Source organism: Thalassovita sp., from assembly GCF_965218685.1.
Classification (GTDB): Bacteria; Pseudomonadota; Alphaproteobacteria; order Rhodobacterales; family Rhodobacteraceae; genus Thalassobius.
This window is the reverse complement of sequence record NZ_OZ244657.1, coordinates 2,125,501-2,149,800: the sequence shown is the minus strand read 5'-3', so window position 1 is coordinate 2,149,800 and position 24,300 is coordinate 2,125,501. Positions and strand designations below refer to the sequence as shown.

Sequence of the window (24,300 nt, the reverse complement as noted above, 5' to 3'; positions counted from 1 at the left end):
CCCCATGTTCCAGAGTTTCACCGAAAGCGCGGACCCCAGCCAGGGTCCGGCCCGTTTGGCGCAGCTGCGTACTCAGCTGGAACATGATGGCCTGACCGGTTTCCTGATCCCCCGCTCGGATGTGCATCAGGGCGAATATGTCGCCCCGCGCGACGAACGCTTGTCCTGGCTGACGGGCTTTACCGGCTCGGCGGGATTCTGTGCGGCGCTGCGTAACGCAGCGGGTGTTTTCATCGACGGCCGTTATCGCACGCAGGTCAAAGCCCAGGTCGATCTGGATCATTTCCAGCCCGTCCCCTGGCCCGAGACCCGCCTGGGTGATTGGTTGTTGAAGCAGTTGCCGGACGGAGGTCAAGTTGGCTTTGATCCTTGGCTGCACAGCGTAGACGAGATCGAAGAGCTTGAGCAAATGCTGAACGGCTCGGGCATTTCGCTGCTTGCTTGCGCCAATCTGGTGGATCGCATCTGGCCCGATCAGCCCGCGCCGCCGCTGGGGCCCATCACTGCCTATCCCGACGATCTGGCCGGCGTGGATCACGCGGCGAAACGGGCGCGCATTGCCGCGCTCTTGCGCACCGCAGGACAGGAATCCGCGGTTCTGACCCTGCCCGATTCCATTGCCTGGCTGCTGAACATTCGCGGTTCGGACATTCAGCGCAACCCGGTGCCCCATTGCTTTGCCATTCTGCATGACACCGGTCACCTGTCCCTGTTCGTTGACCCGGCCAAGCTGGATGGGAACCTGCGCGAACATCTGGGCCCCGAGGTCACGCTGCGCCCGCCCTCGGCCTTTGCGGCAGCGGTTCGGTCGCGAACCGGGCCGGTGCGTCTGGACAGGGAAACAGCCCCCTATCAGTTGCAGCGCGAGCTATCCGAGGCCGGTGTCCAGATCGCGTGGGCGCAAGACCCTTGCGTGCTGCCAAAAGCCTGCAAATCAGAGGCCGAGATCGCCGCCACGCGCAATGCCCACCTGACCGATGCCGCTGCCATGTGCGAGTTCCTGGCCTGGTTCCACGCCCAAGCCCCTGGAACCCTGACAGAAATCGACGTCGTCAAGGCCCTTGAGGAACACCGCCGTGCCACTGGTGCCTTGCTGGACATCAGCTTTGACACGATCTCGGGTACAGGGGCGAACGGCGCGGTGATCCACTATCGCGTCACCGAAAACACCAATGCGCGGTTGCTGGATGGGCAGCTGCTGGTGCTGGACAGCGGCGGGCAATACCTGAATGGCACCACGGACATCACCCGCACCCTGCCCGTTGGCACGGTCGGTACCGAAGAAAAGGCCTGCTTTACTCGCGTTCTGAAAGGCATGATCGGCATTTCGCGCCTGCGTTTCCCACGCGGTCTTGCGGGCCGTGATTTGGATGCGATCGCGCGTTATCCGCTTTGGCAAGCCGGGCTGGATTATAACCACGGCACGGGCCATGGCGTCGGCGTTTACCTGTGCGTCCACGAAGGCCCACAACGCCTAAGCCGGGTCTCCTCGGTGCCGCTGAAGCCCGGAATGATCCTGTCGAACGAGCCTGGATACTACCGCGAAGGCGCCTTTGGCATCCGCATCGAAAACCTGATCGTGGTGCAGGACGCCCCCGCGCTGAAAGGCGCCGACGACCGCCCCATGCACAACTTTGAAACCCTGACATTTGTCCCGATTGACCGCAGTTTGATTGACGTTAGTTTGCTGTCCCAAGACGAAATCGACTGGCTAAATGACTATCACTTGGCCTGCCGCGACAAAATCGTCCCTCGGTTAACCGAGGCAGCTGCGATATGGTTGCGCGACGCTACAGAACCACTGTGACATCTGCCTGTCATAAATGCGGTAGATAACCCGAAAAACTCCGGGAGACGGACAATGAGCAAAGATATGACAATTCGCAACGCCGAGGGCACCTGGGTGGTGCGCGCAGGCGGTGCCGTGCTGGGTGAAACCCGTAAAGCATTGGAATTGAACGAAGAAGGTCTGGCCTCGGTGGTGTATTTCCCGCGCGATGATATTGCCATGGCCTTCTTGGACAAGACCGAAAAGGTGACGCATTGCCCGAAAAAAGGTGACGCTTCGCATTATTCGATCGTGACAAAGTCGACCACCCTGAAAGACGCAGCCTGGAGCTATGAGGCCCCGCTGGACGCGGCCGAGCGCATCAAGGGCTATCTGGCCTTCTACCCCTCGGACACGCTGGCGGTGGAACGCCTTTAAGAATGTTCCTCGGCCGCGGTTGCGGCCAAGGCGCGGTTAAACGCCTTTAGCGCATCGACATGAAACAGAGCGCCCTGAATTCGGGGCGCTTCGTCGTTTTCAGGCTTGGCAATCACGGGCAGGAATGGCGTGCCCGCCTTTTCAAACAGAGGCATGGCTTGTTCCAGCGTGGCATGGGCGTGGATAAAGATACCATCCTCGACCATCTCGGCGCAGCGCTGGGGATCGGCCGCACCCGGATCCTGTGGTTTGCGCATCAGCGTATCGGCGCGGAACATCGCCAGCAGATAGGCCTGAGGTCCCGCAGCCAGGTGAATATCGCGCCGTTCCAGCTGCGTCAAAAAGAAGGACCGATCCACAAGACGCGAGGCCAGCGCCGTGGACAGCGACACGGCCACCATCACCGCAAGCCCGGTTTGCCAGTCGCCGGTCAATTCAAACACGATCATGGTGGTCGAGATTGGTGCACCCAGAACGGCGGCCGCAACAGCCCCCATCCCCGCCAAGGCATACAGCGTATGCGAGCCCGAAACCTCGGGGAAAACGCCGGTGGCAATCAGGCCAAAGGCCAGCCCGGTCAACGCCCCCACCATCAGCGCGGGGGAAAACATGCCACCCCCCATCCGGCCTGCCATGGTGATGGCCACGGCGATGACCTTGAGCACGGCAAAGACGATCGCTTCGTGCCACAACAGCTGCCCAGTCAACGCGGCCGACGTCGTCTCATACCCAACGCCAATGATATGCGGAAAGGCAATCGCCAGTCCGCCAAGCAGAGCACCTGCCAGCGCAGGCCGCATCCAACGAGGCATTTTCGTGCCAGCCTGAATTTGGTTGCCCACGTCCTCGGCAATAAAAACGGCACGCATCAGGATAAAGGCAACAAAGCCGCACAGCAGTCCCAGCATCAGGAAGGCGGGTAATTCCACGTAAAATTCCAAGGTGTTGCCTTCGGGAAGATGAAATTCAGTGACCCCGCCAAATTCAAGCCGGTTGATGACGGTACCCGCCACGCTGGCGATCACGATGGGCGCAAAAGCGTGCACTGCGAAATGGCGCAACACCACCTCTAGCGCGAAAAGCGCCCCGGCGATGGGCGCGTTGAAACTGGCGGAAACAGCCGCCGCTACGGCGCAGCCCAGCAGATCACGCCCGGTGATCCCATCCGCGTGCAGCCTTTCGCTGACCCAGGACGAAATGACCGAGGCCATGTGCACCACCGGCCCCTCGCGGCCGGTCGAGCCGCCCGTGGACAGCGTCACCAGTGACGCAAAGGCCGAGGCAATGCCCGCCTTGCCCTCGACCCGGCCGTCATGCATGGCCGCACCCTCGATCACGTCAGCGACCGACCGAACACGCCCGTCGGGGGTGAACACATGCAGCACCACGCCGGTGATCAGACCGCCCAAGATCGGCAGCATGAGAATCCAAAACCACGGCAGAGACTCAGCATGGCTGTGCAGATGGGCAACATCCTCGGTGCCGTAAAGCGTGGACTGCAGCCAGTCGATTCCCTTGCGGAAAAACAGCGCCGCTAAACCAGCAGCAACACCGATGGCCAGCGCGATCAGCCAGAACTGGAACTGGCTGGGCCCCTGTCGGCGCACCAAGCCAATTGCATCGCGTCCGGCTTGCACCGATTGCGCTGCGGCCGAGGCCAGGACTTTCCCAAGTTGCAACGGCATTAACCATCTCCGCGCTGGCGGCGATATTCCCTTTTCGGCATCGCCCGCATAGCCTAGTGTTTCTACGCACCATCCGGAGGATACCCATGACCATCCAGACCGCACTTGAAGAGCTTACTAACTTACTAGGCCAACGCCTAAGCCGCTCCAAGTCCGATCTGGAGCAACATGGTGCTTCTGAGACGCATTTCCCGCTTACGCCCCCCGATGGCGTCGTTTACCCCCGCTCTACCGAGGAGGTCAGCGAGATCGTCAAGATTTGCGCGCGCAACGACTGTCCGGTGGTTGCCTGGGGGGCTGGCACCTCGCTTGAAGGTCAGGCCCAGGCGTTTTCGGGTGGTATTAGCGTCGATTTTCGCGAGATGAACAAGATTTTACGCCTTTCACCCGAGGACATGGATGTCTCGGTTCAGCCCGGCATCACCCGAGAAGAGCTGAACACCGATCTGCGTGCCACAGGGCTGTTTTTCCCGGTTGATCCGGGCGCCAATGCCTCGATCGGAGGGATGGCATCGACCCGAGCCAGCGGCACCACGGCGGTGCGCTATGGCACGATGCGGGACAATGTACTTGGCCTGCAGGTGGTCACCGCCGACGGACGGATCATCCGCACCGGCACCCGCGCACGCAAATCCAGCGCAGGCTATGATCTGACCGGCATGTTCGTGGGCGCCGAGGGGACACTGGGCCTGATCACCGAACTGACACTGCGCCTGCGGGGCCAGCCCGAGGCGATCACCGCCGCCGTTTGCGCCTTCGACCGGCTCGAGGATGCGGTGAACGCCGTGATCGACACCATCCAGATGGGCATTCCTATGGCCCGGATCGAATTTGTGGACGCGGCCACTGCGGCGGCTTTCAATGGTTATTCGGGGTCCAACATGCCTGAATGCCCGCACCTGATGGTCGAGTTTCACGGCTCGGAAGCCGGCGTAGAAGAACAGGCCGAAACCTTTGGCGATATCGTGGCCGATCACGGTGCCAAGGGCTTTGAATGGGCCACCAAACCCGAAGATCGCACCGCCTTGTGGACCATGCGCCACCATGCGCATTGGGCCGTTCTGGCCTCCAAGCCGGGGGCGAAGGCGCTGGTGACGGACATCTGCGTGCCGATCTCGCGCCTTGCAGATGCGGTGAACGAGACCCGCGACGACATCGCAGCCTCACCAATCACCGGGCCGATTCTGGGTCATGTTGGCGACGGAAATTTCCACGCCATCCTGCTGTTTGACGATGAAAACCCCACCGAGGCTAAGGCGGTCGAGGATCTGTCGCACCGCATGGTCCAGCGCGCGCTGGCCATGGGCGGCACGGCCACGGGCGAGCACGGCATCGGCGTCGGCAAGAAAAAATACATGGTCGCCGAACATGGCGAGGCTTGGGATGTCATGGGGCAGCTGAAACGCGCACTGGACCCGCAAAACATCATGAACCCGGGCAAACTGGTGCCGGGAAACTAAGTCTGATTACCCGGCCAGCAGCGCCTTAGCCGCGCCGCGCGCCTCGGGGGTGATTGTGTCGCCGGACACCATGCGCGCGATCTCGTCCACGCGATCCTCGGCGGTCAACGGCACCACGGTCGAGGTCGTTACCTCGTTCTGAACCCGTTTTTCGACCCGCCAGTGATGCGCGCCCAGGGCCGCCACCTGGGGCGAGTGGGTCACAACCAGCACCTGCCCATCCGCTGCCAGCGCAGCCAGACGTCGGCCCACCGCATCGGCGGTTGCGCCGCCAACACCGCGGTCAATCTCATCAAAGATCATGGTGATGCCCGATTGCTGCTGGCTCAGGCATACTTTCAGGGCCAACAGGAACCGGCTCAGCTCTCCGCCCGAGGCAATCTTGGCCAACGGCCCCGAGGGCGCACCGGGGTTGGTGGCTACCGTAAATGCTACCGTGTCTGCACCCTCTGGGCCCTGATCGGCCGGGGTGATCTGAGTCTGGAACACCGCGCGTTCCATCTTTAGCGGGGCCAGTTCGCCCGCAACTGCCTTGTCCAGCGCTTTGGCGGATTTGGTCCGCGCGGCGCTTAGCTGCGCTGTCAAAGAGGTGTAATGCGCTTCGGCTGCGGATAGTTCCGCCTTCAGACGGCCCAAGTCGGCATCCCCCTGATCCAGGGCATGCAGTTTGCCACGTAAATCATCCGCGAATGCGCCCAAATCATCGGGCAGAACGCTGTGCTTGCGCGCTGCGGCGCGAATGGCGAACAGGCGCTCTTCTGCCTGCTCAAGATCGTAAGGGTTGAAGTTCAGTGTATCCAGCGCCGATTCCACACCTGAAACCGCATCTGACAATTCGGAAAACGAGCGGCCAAGCGCCTCGATCGGGGCGTCCAGCGTGCCCTCGGCCTTGTCGGCCACACCTTCCAGCCATCGGATCGCGTCACCCATCGCGCTTTCGGCACCATCATTGCCCAACAGGCTCAGCGCGCGCATGACATCTTCGCGGATCTTCTCGGCGCCCTGCATCATGCGGCGCTGCGCGTCCAGCTGGCTTTCCTCGCCCGGCTCGGGAGCCAATTTGTCCAGCTCATCCACCGCGTGACGCAGGAATTCCTCTTCCTTGCGGACCTCGGCCAAGGCGGCCTCGGCCTTGCTCAGGGTCTTCCGGCGGGCCGAGGCATCACGCCAAGCGGCTCGCACGTCCGCGCGCAGGGCATCATAGCTGCCGAATTCGTCCAGCAAGGCCATGTGGCCGCGCGGGTCCAGCAGGCCGCGATCATCGTGCTGACCATGCAGTTCAATCAATGTGTCCGACAGCGCGCGCAACACCTCGCCCGAGCAGCGCCGGTCGTTCACCCACGCGGTCTTGCGCCCGTCCTTACGATTCACCCGGCGCAGGATCAGCTCGTCCCCCGAGGGCAGGCCGGCCTCTTGCAAGACGGCATGCGCGGCGTGTCCTTCAGGCAGTGCAAATTCGGCCAGAACTTCGCCCTGTTCAGCGCCTGCACGGACCAGCTCGGCCCGTCCACGCCAGCCCAGGACAAAGCCCAACGCGTCCAGAAGGATGGATTTACCCGCACCGGTTTCCCCAGTCAGCACGTTCAGGCCCGGCTGAAATTCAAGCTCCAGCCGGTCAATGATCAACAAATCGCGGATTTCCAGGCTGCGCAGCATGCCTTCACCTTTGTGATTGGGTCAGAGCCACTGGCCCTTGATCATCTGACGATAGACCCTGGCCAGCCAGTTGTCGCCGCGCGATTTCAGCTCCAGACCGCGAGCGGTCAGCAACTTGTAGGATGCCTCGTACCATTCGGTCGACTGGAAGTTATGGCCCAAAATGGCACCGGCGGTCTGCGCCTCGGCGGTCAGACCCAGCGACAGATAAGCCTCGACCAGACGATGCAGGGCCTCAGGGGTGTGGCTGGTGGTCTGGAAATCCTCGACCACGACACGGAAGCGATTGATCGCGGCGGCATAATGGTCGCGGCGCAAATAATAGCGGCCGACCTCCATTTCCTTGCCTGCCAGATGATCAAAGGCCAGATCAAACTTCAAAATTGCCGAACGTGCATACTCGGTGTCAGGGTAACGCTCGATCACGGTACGCAATGCTTGCAGCGCCTGAAAGGTCAGACCCTGATCACGGCCCACATCGTCAATTTGGTCATAATAGCTGAGCGCCAGAATATACTGCGCATAAGCCGCGTCATCCGAAGCCGGATAGAAATCAACATAGCGCTGCGCAGCTGCACGGCTTTCTTCGTATTCCTTGGCCCCGTGATGGGCAAAGGCCTGCATGATCAACGCGCGCTTGGCCCAGTCGGAATAGGGATAAAGGCGCTCGATCTCGCTGAAATACCTGGCGGCATCGGCGGGGCGCTTTCGCTCCAGCTCGAATTCGCCGCGGCCAAAGATCTGCTCGGCGGTGTAGAGTTCAAGATCCACATCCCCCCTGTTGACCTTTCCTCCGGCGCTGCAGCCCGCCAGCACACTGGCCAGAACCAAGCCCAAGAGAATTTTCCGGGATCCGACGCCTGTCATGCCTTGTTATTCCTCGTCTGATTTAGCGGGATAATATGCCCACTGCTCAGACTGGTCCTAGCACAGAATTTTCCGGTGCAAAACGTCTTTGGCAGGAAATGGCCGCTGGGTACGATCACAAGGTCAGGCGACGGCGGGCATCTCGTCCAGATGGACCCCCACGCCGGGCAGGCGCGCCATCTTGCTGGCATCACACGATACCATGCGGAAGCTGTCAGGATTGGCGAACATCGCGCGCAGCAGATCGTTGGTCATGGCATGCCCTGCGCGATAGCCGGTATAGCGTCCCAGAATCGGCGCGCCAGCCAACGCCAAGTCACCCAGAGCATCCAGCATCTTGTGACGCACGGGCTCGTCCGCGTGGCGCAGACCGCCTGGGCTAAGCACTTTATCGCCTTCGACCACGACCGCATTCATCAGCGTGCCACCCAAGGCCAGGCCATTCTGGCGCATATAGTCCACGTCAGCCTTACGGCAGAAGGTGCGGCTGTCGCAAAGCTCGCGTACGAACGAGCCATTGGCAAGTTTCAGCGTCTTGTGCTGCACACCGATCGCGGCGTCTTCGAAATCGATATGGAAATCGATGGTCAGGTCCAGACCGGGCTCGAGTCGGGCCCATGCGTCGCCCTTGCGGACCTCGATGGGTTTCAAAATCTCAATCGCCTGCACCGGGACGCTCTGGTCAGCCAACCCGCGCTGCAGGATCGCGCGCACGAAAATGGCCGAGCTGCCATCAAGGATCGGCACTTCGGGGCCGTCTACCTCGATCAGGGCGTTATGCACACCACACCCCGCCAAAGCGGCCATGATATGCTCGACCGTCGACAGGGTTACACCAGCCTCATTTTCCAGCAAAGTGCACAAAGGCGACTGGTTGACCGCGTCCCAACGTGCCGGAATCAGCGCGTCGCGTCCGATTACATCGGTGCGTTTGAACCAGATCCCGTATTCAGGTGCGGCAGGATGCACGGTCATCACGGCAGGCTGACCCGAATGCAGGCCGTTGCCAGAAAAAGTGACCGATGATTTGAGCGTGCGTTGCAAATTATGTCCCCGGACAAAGAAGCGCGAGCTTCCCTTAACGTGTGCAGGTTCTATTTAGAGACCGGGCCCCTGACCCTCAACTCAATCTTTGTAACGCATTGAAACATGGCCAAATCAGAATGGCGTATTCCTGCCTACCAAAACCCTACCTCGCTGTAATCAAACGAAAAAGGCCGCCCGATGGGCGGCCCTTGAATTCATGTGAACCCGACGTCAGTTGGCTTGACGACGCAGGAATGCGGGGATTTCGATACGTTCTTGATCGGGGTCCGCGGCCTGCTCTGACTCGGGAGCTTTCAGCTCGGGCTGCTGACGCGCGGCGGCTTGGGGCGCGCTGTCATGGCCGTGGCCGGTCATCCGGTTGATCAGCGAGTTGATGCCAAACCGCGAGCGATCAGCCTCGGGGGCCGGCGCAGGGGCCGGAGCTTCGGCAACGGGTGTACGGGGCGCCGGGTTCGAAGGCGCTTTTTGCACGGCTGCCTGCAGACGGGCCAAGGCTTCGGGCGACGGTGTCCCGGCGGTCGGAGCCTTGGGCGCAACAAAGCTGTCGGCGGGCTCTTCGGCGATGTCGGGCTGCGGGCGGAACTCGGCCGCTTGCGGACGGTACGCAGGCGGCGGCAAGTCATCGCTGCTGGCAAAGTCCTCTTCATAGACCTCTTCCGGTGCTGCAGGGGCAGCAGGCTCGGCCGGGGTTTCGATGCTGGCAAACAAAGTGGGTTCTTCAACCGGGGCCTCAGGGGCCGCTGCCGGGGCTGCGGGCGCTGCGGCGACAGGTTCGGCCGGTTGGGGCTGGGCGCTGACGGTCGGGGTCAGCGGCGCCGCCATCGAGCGACGCGGCACCGGGATGTCCGACACCACTTCCGAGGCATCAATACCGGTGGCAACCACGCTTACGCGCATCTGGCCGTCCATTTCAGTGTCCAGTGTCGAACCAACGATGATGTTGGCATCAGGATCCACTTCTTCGCGGATACGGTTCGCTGCCTCGTCCAGTTCGAACAGGGTCAAGTCGTGGCCACCGGTGATGTTGATCAGAACACCCTTGGCGCCGTTCAGGCTGATTTCGTCCAACAGCGGGTTGGCGATAGCTTTCTCGGCGGCCTGGATGGCGCGATCTTCGCCCCCGGCCTCGCCGGTGCCCATCATTGCTTTGCCCATCTCATCCATGACCGAGCGGACATCCGCGAAGTCCAGGTTGATCAGGCCGGGCTTGACCATCAGATCAGTCACACCTTTGACGCCCTGGTACAGCACGTCATCGGCCAGGCTGAACGCCTCGGTAAATGTGGTTTTTTCATTGGCCAGACGGAACAGGTTCTGGTTGGGAATGATGATCAGGGTATCGACCATCTTTTGCAGAGTCTCCACGCCTTCCTCGGCCTGGCGCATCCGCTTGGCGCCTTCGAACTGGAAGGGTTTGGTGACAACACCCACGGTCAGAACGCCCAGCTCGCGGGCGGCCTGAGCGATGATCGGGGCCGCGCCGGTTCCGGTGCCGCCGCCCATGCCGGCAGTGATAAAGCACATGTGGGCGCCGGCCAGGTGATCAACAATCTGTTCGATGCTTTCTTCGGCCGCGGCAGCGCCAACGCTGGCACGTGCACCCGCGCCCAGACCTTCGGTGACTTTGACCCCCAACTGCACACGGTTCTGAGCCTGGCTTTGCTGCAGAGCCTGCGCGTCCGTGTTGGCAACGACGAAGTCAACACCGGCCAATTCCTGCCGGATCATGTTGTTGACGGCGTTACCGCCTGCGCCACCGACACCGAACACGGTGATACGAGGTTTCAATTCTTCCTGACCGGGCACCGAAAGGTTCAATGTCATTGATCTGTCCGCCTGATGTTGGCCTGCTTTGAGCAGGTGATTTTTCTGCCTATTAGCCTTCATTGTTACCGGAGGCAGGGCGGATCGTCACGCAAAAAACGCAAAAAGACCACAAAATATGGGCTTCCCGGCGCTTGAAGTCGCGGGATTTCGCCGATTTTACCAGATTTTGCGAAACATCAACCAAGCAGCACAAAACAAACCGGCGCCGCGCGCAGGATTTGCGATAAACCTCGTTCAATTTTGCGGGGCATGCTCGATCGCCCGAATGGTCCGGTGTCCAGCACCGGTTAAGGGAATTCTACACCCGACAAAGCCCCGCGTCACCCCCTAACCACCAGACACAGGCGGTTTCACGCGCGATTTACCAGTTGTCGCGGAACCATTTGACCGCACGGCGCAAAGAACGGGCCGGATAGCGCTCGACCGGCAGATCGAAGTCCCACCATTCGTCCTGAGGATGCGCCGCGAACAGGCAAAGCCCCACTGCGCTGGCAAAGCCGGGGCCTGTCGCGGCCTGCGGCAGGCCGTGCACACGCAAGGGGCGACCCAGGCGTACCTGATGACCCAGAATGCGGCTGGCCAGCCCGTCCAGACCGGGGATCTGGCTGCCCCCGCCCGTCAGCACGATTTGCTGGCTGGACAGATGATCAAAACCGGCAGCGTCCAATCGGGCGCGAACCTCTTCCAAAATTTCCTCGACCCGAGGCCGCATGATCCCGATCAGCTCGGCACGGCTAACGGTTCGTCGGTCATGCTCCCAATCGCCAGTGTCGCCCTCCAAGTCGATCATCTCGCGGTCGTCCATACCGGTCGCGTGCACCCCGCCGTAAAAAGTCTTGATCCGTTCCGCCGTGGTAAATGGCACGGACAGACCCATCGAGATGTCTCCGGTGACGTGATCCCCGCCCATGCGCACGGTATCGGCATAGATCATGTGTTTCTTCATGAAGATCGACAGGCTGGTCGCCCCGCCGCCCATGTCGATACAGGCCGCGCCCAGCTCCTGCTCGTCTTCGACCAAAGCCGAAATACCAGACACGTAAGCAGACGAGGCGATCCCTGCCAGCTCCAGATCGCAGCGTTTGACGCAATGGGCCAGATTCTGCACCGCGGTCGCATCGACGGTCAACATATGCATGTCCGTAGACAGTGTATTACCGATCTGTCCGCGCGGATCGGACAGCCCCGAGCGGTGATCAAGTGCGAAATTCACCGGATGGGCGTGCAGCACCTCGCGACCGATCCCATAGTCGGGCACATCACACGAGGCCAGAACGCGGCTGATGTCCTGTTCGGACACCACGTTGCCTTCGACGTCGATCGCACCGGCCAACCCATAGCTACGCGGCTCGGCGCCGGCAAAGGCTGCGATTACGTGGTCCACGCGAATATTCGCCATTTTCTGCGCCGCCTGCACGGCGGTCCGAATTGCACGTTCGGTTTCCTGCATGGCGTCGATCTCGCCAAAGCGCACCCCACGCGAGCGGGTCGTCGCCGCACCAATCACACGGAACCCAGCCTGCCCGGCCATGGGGCCAACGCCCTCGGCGTCTTTCAAACGGTCCGAGCCGTCAAACCGCAGCACAAGGCAGCCGATTTTCGAGCTGCCCACGTCCAGAATGGCAATCACGCCCCGCTGCATGGCCGCTTTTCGCATGTTCCGCATTGCGCGTTGCGCTTCGTATAGCTGGGTCATGGTCCGTCAGTCTCCTGCACTGATCTTCTTGATTTTCCACCATTGCTGCACGGCCTCGGGGTTCATCCGAATGGTCGGCCGCGCGGCGATCCGCATGTCCACATGGGCCAGATCGCGCGCCATCATGTCCTGGGATTGGTTCAGCACCAGCACGCGCTCCAGCGCCTGCACCGGGTTTTCTACGGGCAGCAAGATACGCTGGCCGCGATCCAGAACCACGTCCCAGCGGCGCTGACCGATCCGTTCCAACCCGCGCACGCGCTCGGCCAATGGGCCGGTTGCTGCCAGGATCTGCTTGGCCTCGGCCACAGCCTTGTCGGCCCCTGCCCCTGCCATTACCGGCAATTCGGCATGTAGCGCGCGCGAGGCAGCCTCGCCCACGTAATTACCCTCGATATCCAGTTGCACCAGCCCCTGCGCCGAGCGCCACAAGATCACCGGCACCCGCTCGGTCAGGTCCACCTGCAACACGCCGCCGGGTTTGATCCGCACGCTTGCATCCGCAATTGCAGGCAGCTGCATGATTGTGCCGCGAATATCTGCCAGCGACAGATCGAACGAGCTGATGGGAAAATCGATCGCCACAATCTCGCGGATGTCTTCGGCAATTTCAGGACCGGCGCCGTCGATGGCCATCAGTTTGACCTCGAACTCGGGGCGCGACTCAATTTGTTTGCGCACGTCCAGAACGGCCAGGCGAATGGCGTCCACGCGGTCTTCGTCGGATAGATAGATCGAGGTCCCGCCCGCTGCGATCGCGAAAGGCAACCCAATACGCAGCAACCCGCGCACCAGCGGCGTCAGCATCATCCGCTGCATCCGGTAGGCCAGGCGCGAGGGCGCGGGATCGGCTTTGGGCATCACCTGTTGCATGACGCGTCCTCCACCAGCCAGCGACACAACGCTCCGAAACTGATCCCTGCCTTTTCAGCCTGTTCAGGCGACAGCGATGTTGGTGTCATACCGGGTTGCGTGTTGGTTTCCAGCAGGATCAACCCGTCCAGCCCGCGGCTATCATCCCAACGAAAATCGGTGCGGCTTAGCCCCTTGCAGCCCAACGCATCATGCGCGCGCAGGGCATAGTCTAGGCAGGCGTCGAAAATTTCGGCCGGAATATCTGCGGGCACCACGTGGTATGACCCGCCCTCTGCGTATTTTGCGTGGTAGTCATACCAGCCGTCCACGACGATATCGGTCACGGTCAGCGCGCGGTCGCCCATCACCGTGGTCGTCAGCTCGCGCCCCGGCACGTATTGTTCCACCATCAGCGTGTCGGGCATATCCTCGTTCAGTTTGGGCGGCGCATTCGCGGCCTCTTGCACGATGTACACCCCAACAGAGGAGCCTTCGTTATACGGCTTCACCACGTAAGGAGGCGCCATCACATGACGCGCTTCGACCTCGGACTTCTCCGCCAGAATGCTGTCGGCCACGGGCAGGCCATGGGCCCGGTAAACCTGCTTGGTGCGCTCTTTGTCCATCGCCAGAGACGAGGCCAGAACCCCCGAATGCGTGTACGGAATGCCCATCCATTCCAGCAGGCCCTGCACACAGCCATCCTCGCCCCAGCGGCCATGCAGGGCGTTGAACACAACATCGGGTTTGATTTCAGACAGTCGCGCGGGCAAATCGGGGCCCGCATCGACCTCGATCACCTGAAAACCTTCGTCCCGCAAAGCAGCGGCGCATTCACGCCCGGTGGACAAGGACACCTCGCGCTCGGCCGAGGGGCCACCCATCAATACCGCCACTTTCGGGGTTGCCCTGCTCGACATACCCACACTGTGCCTCAATGTTCAGACCGTTTACGCGGTCGTTTTATTGCTTTGATGACCCGTCTTTGCAGGCCTGAACCGGGGTTTTTGCACCCCTTAATCCGCGGCCGGTTCACCGACACGCATGATTTCCCATTCTAGCGTGATCCCCTGAGAATCGTAAACCTTTTTTCGCACCTCTTCGCCCAATCCTTCCAGATCGGCGGCCGTGGCTGCCCCTGTATTGATCAGGAAGTTCGAGTGCTTTTCGCTCATTTGCGCCCCGCCGCGCGTGGCGCCGCGCATCCCCGCGTTGTCAATCACCTTCCACGCTTTCAGGTCATGCACATCATCCGCGCGCCCGGTGCTGGAAAAGCCCGCAGGGTTGCGAAAGGTGCTGCCCGCGCTGCGGTCCTTGGTCGGCTGGGTTTCATCGCGTTTTTGAAGCTGTGCCTGCATCCGGTCCGCCAGTTCCTGCGGATCCCCTGTCGGCCCCTCGAACGTGGCTTCGAAAATCACCATGCCGTCGGGCAGGTTGGATTGGCGATACTGGAATTGCAGGTCCTCGGCGGTCAGGGTAACGATTTGGCCGTCCCGCGTCACCGCCCGCGCCTGCACGAACACGTCCGCGACATAGGAGCCATAGCAGCCCGCGTTCATTCGCACGGCCCCGCCGATACTGCCCGGAATGGTGCGCAGAAAGGTCAGGTCCACCCCGGCCTCGGCGGCTTTGCGGGCCACATGCGCGTCCAGCGCAGCGGTTCCGGCAGTCACCCGGTCGCCCTGAATGCTGATGCCGTTGAAGCCCCGCCCCAGCCGGATCACCACGGCACGCAACCCGCCATCACGCACGATCAGGTTCGAGCCAACGCCCATCGGGAACACCGGAACCGAGCCATCCAGCCCCGCCAGAAACGCCTGCAGATCCTTGACATCCGCGGGCTGAAACAGCCAGTCCGCCGGGCCGCCAACGCGCAGCCAGGTCAGCTCGGACAAGAGTTTGCCAGGGGTCAGGCGACCGCGCACCTCAGGCATCTGCATCTTTGGTCTTTCCTTTTCGCTTGAGCCAGCGGAACAGATAAATCACCGGCCAGCGCAAGACGGACATGGCGGCCACCAGGATCAGCGCACCGACCCAGAGCCCATGCAGATAAACCACCCCGCCAAGAATGGGAATGCCCACCGCGATCAGAACATAGGCGAAAGGCCAATGGTGGCGTTTGCTGGGCACCATGGCGCCCAAATTCGCAGTCACGAACCACGCGAAGGCAAGGATCAGCGCCCAGCTCATAGCAAACCCGCAATGCTGACGATCAGGGCCGCGCCCGCCAGGATCACTCCTACGACGGGCACCGCCATGGGCACCCGGAAAGGCGCCTGCGGCTGCGCGCGTTTCACGGCGATCAGCGCCAGGTTCACCAGCACGAAAACACTGAGAAGCAGGGTCGAGGTTGCCTCGGCCAGCGATGCGATCGGCAGGTTGGCAGCGGCGAAAATCACGATGGCACCCAAAAGGCCTGTGGCCAGAACAGGCGTGCCGAACCGGGAATGCGCGTGGTAGAACGGGCGCAAGAAAACATAGCGCTTGCCCAAACCGAACAACACCCGGCTGGCCATGACGATCTGCGCCAGCACACCGTTCAGCGCGGCCACCACGGCGATCAACGCAAAGAGATCGGCGCCTGTATCATGCCGTGCCTGCCACACCAGAACCAACGGCCGATCCGAGGCGGCCAACTCTTCCAGCGGCACCGCTCGGATGGCCGCAAAGCTGACAAGCGCATAGATGACGCTGGTGATCAGCAGCGATAAAAGTATGGCACGGGGCATGGTGCGGGTGGGGTTTTCCACCTCTTCGGCCATGTTGACGATGTCCTCGAACCCGATGAAGGCAAAGAAAGCCAGTACCGCGGCTGCGCCTACACCGGGCCAGACGGGCATCTCTGGAACCGTGAAGTTGGGCGAAGCCTCAGCGCCGAAACCGGCCCATACGACCAGAGCCAAACCAGCCAGTTCGGCCACCGTGAAAACCGCCGCCAAGGCAAGGCTCTCCAGCACGCCCAGGATGGCAACGATGGTCAAAGCCGCACCCACAACGATGATGGCCCAGGTGCTGGGCACATCCAGAACCGAGGTCAGATACCCCACCCCGCCGCGCAGCACGGCTGCGGCGGAAACCGTGCCCGCCATGACGATGGCCAGTCCGACGATCAGGGCAATCAGGGGGATGTTGAAACCCTTTGCGACATATGCTGCCTCGCCTGCGGCCTCGGGGATACGAGTGGAAAATTCCGAATAGCTGAGCGCCGTGGGGGCAGCGATCAGCCCCGCGATGGCAAAAGCCAGCGGAGACCAGATCCCCGCCTGATCGGCAACCGCGCCCACCAGCACATAGATGCCCGCGCCAACCATGACGCCAACGCCATAGGCGGTCAGCAGGCCAAGACCGATCCGTCGTTTCAGTTTCTCAGACATCCGCGCCCCCTTTCGTCAGTCGCGCGTGGCCAATCATGCCGATCACGCGCCATGCGTCCAGTGCCAAGCGCGCGCAGAGTGTCGCGTTATGCTTGCCCCAAACGCGCCGGCAGCCCGTGCGCCCATGCGCTGATCGTGCCAGCGCCCAGACAAACGACCATGTCGCCCGGTTTCGCCTCGGCGCGGACCAGCGCCTCTAGATCATCTTCGGAGGTGACGGCCAGCGCGTGCCGGTGCCCATGTTGAATCAGCCCTGCAACCAGATCATCGCGGCTGGCACCCTCGATTGGGTCCTCTCCGGCGGCAAAAACCTCGGCGATACCCACGACGTCGGCATCGTTGAAGCAAGCGCAGAAATCTTCGAACAGGGAATGCAGGCGGCTGTAGCGGTGTGGCTGGTGCACGGCGATCACGCGGCCCTCGGTCGCTTGGCGCGCAGCTTTCAACACGGCGGCGATTTCCACCGGGTGGTGGCCGTAATCGTCGATGATCGAAACGCCATTCACCTCACCCACCTTGGTAAAGCGGCGGTTTACGCCTTTGAACGCGTCCAGAGCCTCGCGGATTTCATCGGCCTTCATGCCCAGGTGACGGGCAACGGCAACAGCTGCCAAGGCGTTGGAAACGTTGTGATCCCCCGGCATCGGCAGGCGGCAGTTTTCGATGGTGATGCCTTCGGCCTGCAGCTGGATATCGAAATGCGCAACGCCCTTTTTATAGGTCAGGTTGGCAGCGCGCACATCCGCCTGTGCGTTAAAGCCAAAGGTCACGACGCGGCGGTCGGTGATCTTGCCGACCAAGGCTTGCACCTCGGGGTGATCAGTGCAGCACACGGCCAGACCGTAAAAGGGGATGTTGGACACGAAATCCAGAAAGCCCTGACGCAGGTTTTCGATCGTGCCCCAGTGTTCCATATGCTCGGGGTCGATATTGGTGACGATGGCGATGGTGGCGGGCAGACGGTTGAAGGTGCCGTCGCTCTCGTCCGCCTCGACCACCATCCACTCGCCCTCGCCCATCCGAGCGTTACTGCCATAGGCGTGAATGATGCCGCCATTAATCACGGTCGGATCCACGTTGCCCGCGTCCAGCAGGGTGGCCACCATGGTGGTCGTGGTAGTTTTCCCATGCGTGCCCGCGACGGCAATGTTGGATTTCAGGCGCATCAGTTCAGCCAGCATTTCGGCGCGGCGCACGACAGGAAGGCCCAGACGGCGGGCCTCGTCCAATTCGGGGTTGCCGGGTTTGATCGCGGACGAGATCACGATGACCTCGGCGCCTGCCAGATTGTCAGCGCGCTGGCCTTCGAAGATAGTCGCGCCCATCCCGGCCAGACGGTCGGTGATCTTGCTGGTCTTCAGGTCGCTGCCCTGAATGGTATAGCCATGATTCAACAGCACCTCGGCGATGCCGGACATGCCGATCCCACCGATGCCCACGAAATGGATGGGGCCCACATCGGTGGGCAGCTTGGTTGCTGCGTTCATGGTATCAGTCCTTCTTTGCCAGTGCTTCGACCATCTGCACCAGCTCTTCGGTCGCTTCGGGTTTGCCGCAGCTTAGCGCGGCATTCGCCATCATCAGTGCGCCTTGCGGATTGGTCAGCACCGTGGCTATTTGCTCTGCCAGCGCGGAAACCTCAAGCCGCTTTTCGGGGATCAGGATGGCGGCGCCTGCCTCGACCAGCCCGCGGGCATTGGCGGTTTGATGGTCACCGGTGGCTGCGGCAAAGGGCACCAGGACGGACGGCCGCCCGATCACGCTGATATCGGCCACACTGGACGCACCCGAGCGCGAGATCACCAGCTGCGCCTCGCTCATCCGGGTGGGAACGTCATGGAAAAAGGGCTGCACGTCCGCAGCGATGCCATGTTCGGCGTAGAATTCCGTGACCCGGTCGAAATCCTCGTCGCGGGCCTGATGGCTGACGCGGACATATTGCAACAGTTCGGGCGGAAGCGCCGCAATCGCACCGGGCACCACGTCCGACAGGATGCGCGCCCCCTGAGAGCCGCCCATCACCAGGATCGACATCGGGTACTCTCCGGGCGTGATATAGCCCGCCCCTGCGCGGTCATGCACCGCCTTGCGCACCGGATTGCCGGTATGGACGCCCTCGACCCCTTCGGGCAGATCGGTGGGCCAAGTGCCGCAGGCCACAGCGTCAACGCGCTTGGCAAAAACCTGGTTCACACGGCCCAAGATACCGTTTTGTTCGTGGATCATCCGCGGCAGTTTCAGCAGGGTCGCAGCGCCAATGGCCGGAATGGACGGATAACCGCCAAAGCCAACGACGACGGCGGGCCGGTCGCGTTTCATCCGCATCACCATGCCCAGAACGCCCCCCAGAATGCGAAAGGGCACAGCGGCTTTGGCCAGAATGCCCCCACGCGCAAAGGTGGCGCTGGAAACCTGCTCGATTTCAACCGAATGCGGAAAGCCGCCGGTATAGCGGGCACCGCGCGCATCAGTGGACAGTTTCACCCTCCAGCCACGGCGCAGCATCGCCTCGGCCAGGGCCTGCGCAGGGAACATGTGGCCGCCGGTCCCGCCGGCTGCAATCACCAGCAAAGGCTGCGTGGTCATTTGTATCGTCCTCGTAGAATGTCTCCGATCTCGCCCTGCGGACGTGTCCGGGTAAAGGCCAGCAGCATCCCCACGGCAATCCCCCCCGCGATCAGGGACGAGCCCCCATAGCTGACGAACGGCAGGGTCATGCCCTTGGCGGGCAGAAGGCGCACGGCCACGCCCATGTTGATCATCGCCTGCACACCGAACATCGCGGCCAGACCGGTACCGGCCAGACGGATGAACGGGTCACGTTCCTTCATCAGGCGGAAGAAACTGCGCAACACGATGACCGAGTAAAGCGCGATGATGCACAGCACCAGGATCAGCCCGTATTCCTCGGCGGCAACGGCGATGATAAAGTCGGTATGCGCATCGGGAAGCGACCATTTCACCGCGCCTTCGCCCACGCCGACGCCAAAAAAACCGCCCTCTTGGATGGCATTGGTGGCATAACCCAGCTGCGTGGTCGGATCGACATCGGGCGACAGGAAACCGTCAATGCGGCGGGCGAAATGCTCGGAATTATTGTAGGCGAAAGTGCCCGCCAGCACGACCATCCCGGCCATACCAACCAGCAGAAGCATCGGGGCACCTGCCACGAAATACATCACGCCCCAGCCAAACAGCACCAGGCTAGCCTGTCCAAAATCGGGCTGCAGTGCCAGAATGGTCACGATGACAATCGCCAGCGCAAAGGACCACAACCGCCCCGGAGGGCCGTTGATTTCCTGTGCAGAGGCCAGCAGCCAGGCGGCCACGATAACAAACGCGGGTTTAAGGAATTCAGACGGCTGCACCGACGCAAAACCTAGCGAATACCAGCGCACTGCACCCTTGCCAAAGTCGGTACCAAAGATCGGCAGCCCAAGCAGCGCAATGAAGGACACGATAAAGCCCAGCACCGCCAGTCTGCGTACCATCACTGGCCCCATCATCGAGGTGATCAGCATCACCATCAGGGAAATGCCGCCGAAAAAGGCTTGGCGTTGGACATAGTGAAAGGGCAAAAAGCCGTTCTTTTCGGCCAGCGGGGGTGATGCTGCAAAGCCCAACAAAAGCCCCACACCAAACAGCCCCAAAATACAGGACATCGACCACTTGTCGATCGTCCGCCACCATTTTGGAAGTACGGGCTCGCCCTGCCTTACAGGCATCGAGCCATAGACCATCTCAGTCATGGGTAACCGCCGTTTCTGCCTCTGATACGCCCCTTTGTGGGGTCTGTTCCCGCCAGTGTACCGAATCACACCCCTCGGGGCCAGAGATAAAAGCCCCACAAACCCTGCCTATCAGCAAGCCCTTGCCAATCGGGCGCGCATCAGGCAGGCGAGGCGTATGAACTATGACACGCTGATCCTTGGCGCCGGAGCCGCCGGCCTGATGTGCGCCGCCCATGCGGGTGGGCGTTGCCTTGTGCTGGACCATGCCAAGGCTCCGGGCGAGAAAATCCGCATTTCGGGCGGCGGGCGCTGCAACTTCACCAACATGTATGCCGAGCCGGGAAATTTCCTGTCCGCGAACCCGCATTTCGTCAAATCCGCCCTGGCGCGCTATACCCAGTGGGATTTCATTGATCTGGTCGGCAAACACGGCATCGCCTGGCACGAAAAAACGCTGGGACAGCTGTTCTGCGACGGCTCGGCCAAGCAGATCGTTGCCATGCTGCTGGAGGAAGCTGCCAAGGCCGATGCCACCGTCTGGCTTGAGGCCGGGATAGTAGAGGTTGCGCACGACGAAAGCGGTTTCCGCGTGATCACCGAGAACAACGGCCGCCGCAAAACCGTGACCGCGCGCAATCTTGTGGTGGCAACGGGCGGCAAATCCATCCCCAAGATGGGTGCGACCGGGCTGGCCTATGACATCGCCCGGCAGTTCGGACTGAACGTGACAGACACACGCCCCGGACTTGTTCCGCTGACTTTCCCCCCCGAACGATTTTCAGGGCTGGCGGGCGTGTCTTTGCCGGTGCGTGCGACGGCTGGAACCACCAGCTTTGACGAAAATATGCTGTTCACCCATCGCGGCATCTCTGGCCCTGCGGTGTTGCAAATTTCCTCGTTCTGGAACGAGGGACAGGACATTTCGGTGAACCTGCTGCCCGGCGCGGATGCGTTCGAAACGCTGCGCAGCCTGCGTCAGTCGGCGGGGCGCAAGAACCTGTCCACCATGCTGGGCCAGATCCTGCCCGCGCGGCTGGCCGATCATCTGAGCACAGAATGGGCGCTGATGGGCAATTTGGCTGATCAGAGCGATAAATCCCTGCGCGCGCTGGCCGACCTGATCCATGGTTGGGTGCTGACGCCCGCCGGATCTGAGGGGTACCGCACCGCCGAGGTCACGCTGGGCGGGATAGACACGGACGGGTTGAACTCGGCCACGATGGAGGCGAAAACCATCCCCGGCCTCTATTTCATTGGCGAAGCCGTGGACGTGACCGGCTGGTTGGGCGGCTTCAATTTCCAGTGGGCCTGGTCATCGGGTTGGGCCGCCGGTCAGGCCATCAAGGCGCGCAAAGCCTAGGCTTCAAGCGCCCTTTGCACGCAGTTTGCGAAATCCTCGCCGCGTTTTTCGAAGCTGTCATATTGGTCAAAGCTGGCCGCCGCAGGGGCCAGCAGGACGGTATCGCCCGGTTCGGCGTCCGCCATGGCGCGTGTGACTGCGGTCTCCATGTCAGTACAAACCTCGGCCTCGACCCCCTCAAGCTGCATCGCGAAATGGGCGGCCTCGCGGCCAATCACATAGGCCTTTTTCACATGGCCTGTGGCTGCGGTCAGCTGATCCAACCCGCCCTCTTTTTCCAGCCCGCCGCAAATCCAACGGATGTTCTGAAACGCCTGCAGAGCCTTGGCAGCGCTGTCCACATTCGTGGCCTTGGAATCGTTCACATAGCGCACGCCATCTGCCTCGGCGATGGTCTGGCTGCGGTGCGGCAGGCCCTGGAAGGTGTGAAACGCGTCCTCAATCAAGCGCGGCGACAGGTTCAGCGCGCGGCAAGCCGCATAGGCGGCGCAGGCATTCTGATGGTTATGCGCGCCGGGCAATCCCGTGACCTGACGCAGGTCAATCGAGCCCGCCTGCCGACCCTTGCGATATTCGCTCAGGAACCCTTTGCGCGCCCAGACCTGCCAGCCTGGACCGGTCAGCTTGCGTTCGACCGACACCTGGATCACCCGCGCATCCCCTGCCCCTTCGGACAGCTGGTTGGCCAGGTATTGCCCCTCGGGTTCGTCCACGCCGATGATGGCACGATCCGGACCGCCCTCGGCAAAGAGCCGTCGCTTGGCCGCGAAATAGCCACCCATGCCGCCATGGCGATCCAGATGATCGGGACTGAGATTGGTAAACACCGCCACATCCGGCGTCAGCGCGCGGGCCAGCTCGGTCTGATAGCTGGACAGCTCAAGCACCACCACGCCGCCATCTTCGGGCGGGTCGATATCCAGCACCCCACGCCCGATATTTCCCGCCAATTGCGAGGGACGACCGGCCTCGGTCAGCACATGATGGATCAAAGCCGAGGTCGTCGATTTCCCGTTCGAGCCCGTAACCGCGATCACCCGCGGCGGGGTTTCAAACTCGTCCCATGCGCCGCCCGCGAACGAGCGGAAGAACAGGCCGATATCGTTGTCCACCGGCACACCGGCGTTCCACGCTGCGGCGATGACCTTGTTCGGTTCGGGATAAAGATGCGGAATACCGGGGCTGACGATCAGGCTGGCGATGCCTTCGAACGCGCCCTGTTTCTTCAGATCGCGCGTGGCAAAGCCCTCGGCCTCGGCCGTCGCGCGTGCCGCGGGGTTGTCATCCCAACAGACGGGGACAGCGCCGCCAGCCTGCAGCGCCCGCGCTGTGGCCAACCCCGAGCGCCCAAGCCCCAGAACCGCCACCTGATGACCTTCGAACCCTCTGACCGGTATCATCTGCTGCCCCTTATGCTGTGCGGATTAGCGAACCTTCAGCGTCGCCAGGCCGATCATGGCCAGGATCAGCGCGATGATCCAGAACCGGATCACGATCTGAGGCTCGGCCCAGCCCTTTTTCTCATAATGGTGATGGATCGGCGCCATCAGGAAAACCCGTTTGCCCGTGCGTTTGAAGTACAGGACCTGAATGATCACGGACAACGCCTCGACCACGAACAGCCCGCCAACGATGGCCCAGACGATTTCGTGTTTGGTGGCAACGGCAATGGCGCCCAAAGCGCCGCCCAAGGCAAGCGATCCGGTGTCGCCCATAAACACGGCCGCAGGCGGGGCGTTATACCACAAAAAGCCCAAGCCGCCGCCGATCAGCCCCGCGACAAAGATCAGGATCTCGCCGGTGCCGGGCACATAGTGCACGTCCAGATACTCGGTAAAGTCAACGCGGCCTACGGCATAGGCGATAACGCCCAGCGTCCCACTGGCGATCATCACCGGCATGATGGCCAGCCCGTCCAGCCCGTCCGTCAGGTTTACCGCATTGGCCGAGCCGACAATCACGATCATCGCAAACGGGATGAAGAAGAAGCTTAGGTTGATCAGCGTGTCTTTGAAAACAGGCAAGGCCAGTTGGTATTGCAGAGCCTCAGGGTGGTACATCGTGGCCCAAAAACCCGCGATGCCCGAGATCACAAACCCCAGCAAAAGCCGCACTTTGCCCGGTACACCAGCGGTGTTTTGCTTGCTGACCTTGGCATAGTCGTCAGCGAAACCGATCAGGCCAAAGGCCATTGTCACGAACAGGACCAGCCAGACAAAAGGGTTGTCCAGACGCGCCCATAGCAGGGTCGAGGTCAACAGCGCCCCCACGATCAGCAGCCCGCCCATGGTAGGCGTGCCCGCTTTGACGAAATGCCCCTCGGGGCCATCATCGCGGATGGGCTGACCTTTGCCCTGCTTGCGGCGCAACACGTTGATCAGCGGTCGCCCAAACAGGAATCCGAAGATCAGGGCCGTCATGAACGCTCCGCCCGAACGGAAGGTGATATAGCGAAACAGGTTGAAGAAATCGCCACCGTCCGACAGCTCGGTCAGCCAATACAGCATAAGTTCAGTCCTTCCAGTCCGGCGTTTGG

20 protein-coding genes are annotated in these 24,300 nt (G+C 61.8%); 4 read left to right on the top strand and 16 right to left on the bottom strand.

Features of this window, described 5'->3' with window-relative positions; translation table 11 throughout:
* Window positions 1-4 precede the first annotated feature (4 nt).
* Together ACOQOQ_RS10685 and ACOQOQ_RS10680 are read left to right on the top strand one after the other, a co-directional pair.
* Window positions 5-1,807, top strand: a complete 1,803-nt coding sequence (locus ACOQOQ_RS10685; protein WP_420566974.1) for an aminopeptidase P family protein — start codon at window positions 5-7, stop codon at window positions 1,805-1,807.
* 54 nt (window positions 1,808-1,861) lie between these two features.
* On the top strand, window positions 1,862-2,206 hold the full coding sequence (locus ACOQOQ_RS10680) for a DUF427 domain-containing protein (protein WP_420566973.1): 345 nt from the start codon (window positions 1,862-1,864) through the stop codon (window positions 2,204-2,206).
* Here the strand turns inward: ACOQOQ_RS10680 and ACOQOQ_RS10675 are convergent.
* Window positions 2,203-3,891 (bottom strand): chloride channel protein, encoded by a 1,689-nt coding sequence (locus tag ACOQOQ_RS10675; RefSeq protein WP_420566972.1) that lies wholly within the window; start codon window positions 3,889-3,891, stop codon window positions 2,203-2,205. The two genes, ACOQOQ_RS10680 and ACOQOQ_RS10675, sit on opposite strands and share 4 nt — an antisense overlap.
* A gap of 86 nt (window positions 3,892-3,977) precedes the next feature.
* Between ACOQOQ_RS10675 and ACOQOQ_RS10670 the strand changes: the two genes are divergently transcribed.
* Window positions 3,978-5,351, top strand: coding sequence for an FAD-binding oxidoreductase (locus tag ACOQOQ_RS10670; protein WP_420566971.1), 1,374 nt, complete (start codon window positions 3,978-3,980; stop codon window positions 5,349-5,351).
* A 6-nt stretch (window positions 5,352-5,357) separates the two neighbouring features.
* Here ACOQOQ_RS10670 and recN read toward each other — a convergent pair whose 3' ends face one another.
* From recN to ftsW, 13 genes are all read right to left on the bottom strand, one after another.
* Window positions 5,358-7,007: a DNA repair protein RecN gene (recN, locus tag ACOQOQ_RS10665; RefSeq protein ID WP_420566970.1), complete on the bottom strand. Its 1,650-nt coding sequence runs from the start codon at window positions 7,005-7,007 to the stop codon at window positions 5,358-5,360.
* Window positions 7,008-7,028: 21 nt separating this feature from the next.
* A complete protein-coding gene (locus ACOQOQ_RS10660; RefSeq protein WP_420566969.1) occupies window positions 7,029-7,874 on the bottom strand; it encodes an outer membrane protein assembly factor BamD in 846 nt (281 codons plus the stop codon).
* Window positions 7,875-7,997: 123 nt separating this feature from the next.
* Window positions 7,998-8,918 (bottom strand): UDP-3-O-acyl-N-acetylglucosamine deacetylase, encoded by a 921-nt coding sequence (gene lpxC, locus ACOQOQ_RS10655; RefSeq protein WP_420566968.1) that lies wholly within the window; start codon window positions 8,916-8,918, stop codon window positions 7,998-8,000.
* Window positions 8,919-9,131: 213 nt separating this feature from the next.
* Complete coding sequence (gene ftsZ / locus ACOQOQ_RS10650; protein WP_420566967.1) at window positions 9,132-10,745, bottom strand: cell division protein FtsZ; 1,614 nt, start codon at window positions 10,743-10,745, stop codon at window positions 9,132-9,134.
* Window positions 10,746-11,109: 364 nt separating this feature from the next.
* Entirely contained in the window at window positions 11,110-12,444 is a 1,335-nt protein-coding gene (ftsA, locus tag ACOQOQ_RS10645) for a cell division protein FtsA (RefSeq protein WP_420566966.1), read from the bottom strand.
* Between the two features lie 6 nt (window positions 12,445-12,450).
* Window positions 12,451-13,317, bottom strand: coding sequence for a cell division protein FtsQ/DivIB (locus ACOQOQ_RS10640; protein WP_420566965.1), 867 nt, complete (start codon window positions 13,315-13,317; stop codon window positions 12,451-12,453).
* Complete coding sequence (locus ACOQOQ_RS10635) at window positions 13,305-14,219, bottom strand: D-alanine--D-alanine ligase (RefSeq protein ID WP_420566964.1); 915 nt, start codon at window positions 14,217-14,219, stop codon at window positions 13,305-13,307. Before ACOQOQ_RS10635 ends, ACOQOQ_RS10640 begins: the two co-directional genes overlap by 13 nt.
* A gap of 96 nt (window positions 14,220-14,315) precedes the next feature.
* On the bottom strand, window positions 14,316-15,239 hold the full coding sequence (gene murB, locus ACOQOQ_RS10630) for a UDP-N-acetylmuramate dehydrogenase (protein WP_420566963.1): 924 nt from the start codon (window positions 15,237-15,239) through the stop codon (window positions 14,316-14,318).
* A complete protein-coding gene (locus ACOQOQ_RS10625) occupies window positions 15,226-15,489 on the bottom strand; it encodes a DUF2484 family protein (protein WP_420566962.1) in 264 nt (87 codons plus the stop codon). The genes murB and ACOQOQ_RS10625 overlap by 14 nt, the downstream gene beginning before the upstream one ends.
* The gene (locus tag ACOQOQ_RS10620) at window positions 15,486-16,673 is read right to left on the bottom strand and encodes an APC family permease (protein WP_420566961.1); all 1,188 of its coding nucleotides are present in this window, start codon (window positions 16,671-16,673) and stop codon (window positions 15,486-15,488) included. The genes ACOQOQ_RS10625 and ACOQOQ_RS10620 overlap by 4 nt, the downstream gene beginning before the upstream one ends.
* Window positions 16,674-16,759: 86 nt before the next feature.
* Window positions 16,760-18,160, bottom strand: a complete 1,401-nt coding sequence (gene murC / locus ACOQOQ_RS10615) for a UDP-N-acetylmuramate--L-alanine ligase (RefSeq protein WP_420566960.1) — start codon at window positions 18,158-18,160, stop codon at window positions 16,760-16,762.
* 4 nt (window positions 18,161-18,164) lie between these two features.
* Window positions 18,165-19,259, bottom strand: a complete 1,095-nt coding sequence (locus ACOQOQ_RS10610) for a UDP-N-acetylglucosamine--N-acetylmuramyl-(pentapeptide) pyrophosphoryl-undecaprenol N-acetylglucosamine transferase (RefSeq protein WP_420566959.1) — start codon at window positions 19,257-19,259, stop codon at window positions 18,165-18,167.
* On the bottom strand, window positions 19,256-20,422 hold the full coding sequence (gene ftsW / locus ACOQOQ_RS10605; RefSeq protein WP_420566958.1) for a putative lipid II flippase FtsW: 1,167 nt from the start codon (window positions 20,420-20,422) through the stop codon (window positions 19,256-19,258). Before ftsW ends, ACOQOQ_RS10610 begins: the two co-directional genes overlap by 4 nt.
* Window positions 20,423-20,579: 157 nt before the next feature.
* On the opposite strand from ftsW, the gene ACOQOQ_RS10600 reads away from it, so the two are divergent.
* Window positions 20,580-21,764: an NAD(P)/FAD-dependent oxidoreductase gene (locus ACOQOQ_RS10600; RefSeq protein WP_420566957.1), complete on the top strand. Its 1,185-nt coding sequence runs from the start codon at window positions 20,580-20,582 to the stop codon at window positions 21,762-21,764.
* Here ACOQOQ_RS10600 and murD read toward each other — a convergent pair.
* Together murD and mraY are read right to left on the bottom strand one after the other, a co-directional pair.
* Complete coding sequence (gene murD / locus ACOQOQ_RS10595) at window positions 21,761-23,164, bottom strand: UDP-N-acetylmuramoyl-L-alanine--D-glutamate ligase (protein WP_420566956.1); 1,404 nt, start codon at window positions 23,162-23,164, stop codon at window positions 21,761-21,763. The two genes, ACOQOQ_RS10600 and murD, sit on opposite strands and share 4 nt — an antisense overlap.
* A 24-nt stretch (window positions 23,165-23,188) precedes the next feature.
* Complete coding sequence (gene mraY / locus ACOQOQ_RS10590; RefSeq protein WP_420566955.1) at window positions 23,189-24,271, bottom strand: phospho-N-acetylmuramoyl-pentapeptide-transferase; 1,083 nt, start codon at window positions 24,269-24,271, stop codon at window positions 23,189-23,191.
* Window positions 24,272-24,300: the final 29 nt, after the last annotated feature.

Excerpts from the sequence above, each read along its gene's own strand:
- ACOQOQ_RS10685 (WP_420566974.1), top strand. The coding sequence starts at position 5 with ATGTTCCAGAGTTTCACCGAAAGCGCGGACCCCAGCCAGGGTCCGGCC.
- ACOQOQ_RS10680 (WP_420566973.1), top strand. The coding sequence starts at position 1,862 with ATGAGCAAAGATATGACAATTCGCAACGCCGAGGGCACCTGGGTGGTG.
- ACOQOQ_RS10675 (WP_420566972.1), bottom strand. The coding sequence starts at position 3,891 with ATGCCGTTGCAACTTGGGAAAGTCCTGGCCTCGGCCGCAGCGCAATCG.
- ACOQOQ_RS10670 (WP_420566971.1), top strand. The coding sequence starts at position 3,978 with ATGACCATCCAGACCGCACTTGAAGAGCTTACTAACTTACTAGGCCAA.
- recN (WP_420566970.1), bottom strand. The coding sequence starts at position 7,007 with ATGCTGCGCAGCCTGGAAATCCGCGATTTGTTGATCATTGACCGGCTG.
- ACOQOQ_RS10660 (WP_420566969.1), bottom strand. The coding sequence starts at position 7,874 with ATGACAGGCGTCGGATCCCGGAAAATTCTCTTGGGCTTGGTTCTGGCC.
- ftsZ (WP_420566967.1), bottom strand. The coding sequence starts at position 10,745 with ATGACATTGAACCTTTCGGTGCCCGGTCAGGAAGAATTGAAACCTCGT.
- ftsA (WP_420566966.1), bottom strand. The coding sequence starts at position 12,444 with ATGACCCAGCTATACGAAGCGCAACGCGCAATGCGGAACATGCGAAAA.
- ACOQOQ_RS10640 (WP_420566965.1), bottom strand. The coding sequence starts at position 13,317 with ATGCAACAGGTGATGCCCAAAGCCGATCCCGCGCCCTCGCGCCTGGCC.
- ACOQOQ_RS10635 (WP_420566964.1), bottom strand. The coding sequence starts at position 14,219 with ATGTCGAGCAGGGCAACCCCGAAAGTGGCGGTATTGATGGGTGGCCCC.
- murB (WP_420566963.1), bottom strand. The coding sequence starts at position 15,239 with ATGCAGATGCCTGAGGTGCGCGGTCGCCTGACCCCTGGCAAACTCTTG.
- ACOQOQ_RS10625 (WP_420566962.1), bottom strand. The coding sequence starts at position 15,489 with ATGAGCTGGGCGCTGATCCTTGCCTTCGCGTGGTTCGTGACTGCGAAT.
- ACOQOQ_RS10620 (WP_420566961.1), bottom strand. The coding sequence starts at position 16,673 with ATGTCTGAGAAACTGAAACGACGGATCGGTCTTGGCCTGCTGACCGCC.
- murC (WP_420566960.1), bottom strand. The coding sequence starts at position 18,160 with ATGAACGCAGCAACCAAGCTGCCCACCGATGTGGGCCCCATCCATTTC.
- ACOQOQ_RS10610 (WP_420566959.1), bottom strand. The coding sequence starts at position 19,259 with ATGACCACGCAGCCTTTGCTGGTGATTGCAGCCGGCGGGACCGGCGGC.
- ftsW (WP_420566958.1), bottom strand. The coding sequence starts at position 20,422 with ATGACTGAGATGGTCTATGGCTCGATGCCTGTAAGGCAGGGCGAGCCC.
- ACOQOQ_RS10600 (WP_420566957.1), top strand. The coding sequence starts at position 20,580 with ATGAACTATGACACGCTGATCCTTGGCGCCGGAGCCGCCGGCCTGATG.
- murD (WP_420566956.1), bottom strand. The coding sequence starts at position 23,164 with ATGATACCGGTCAGAGGGTTCGAAGGTCATCAGGTGGCGGTTCTGGGG.
- mraY (WP_420566955.1), bottom strand. The coding sequence starts at position 24,271 with ATGCTGTATTGGCTGACCGAGCTGTCGGACGGTGGCGATTTCTTCAAC.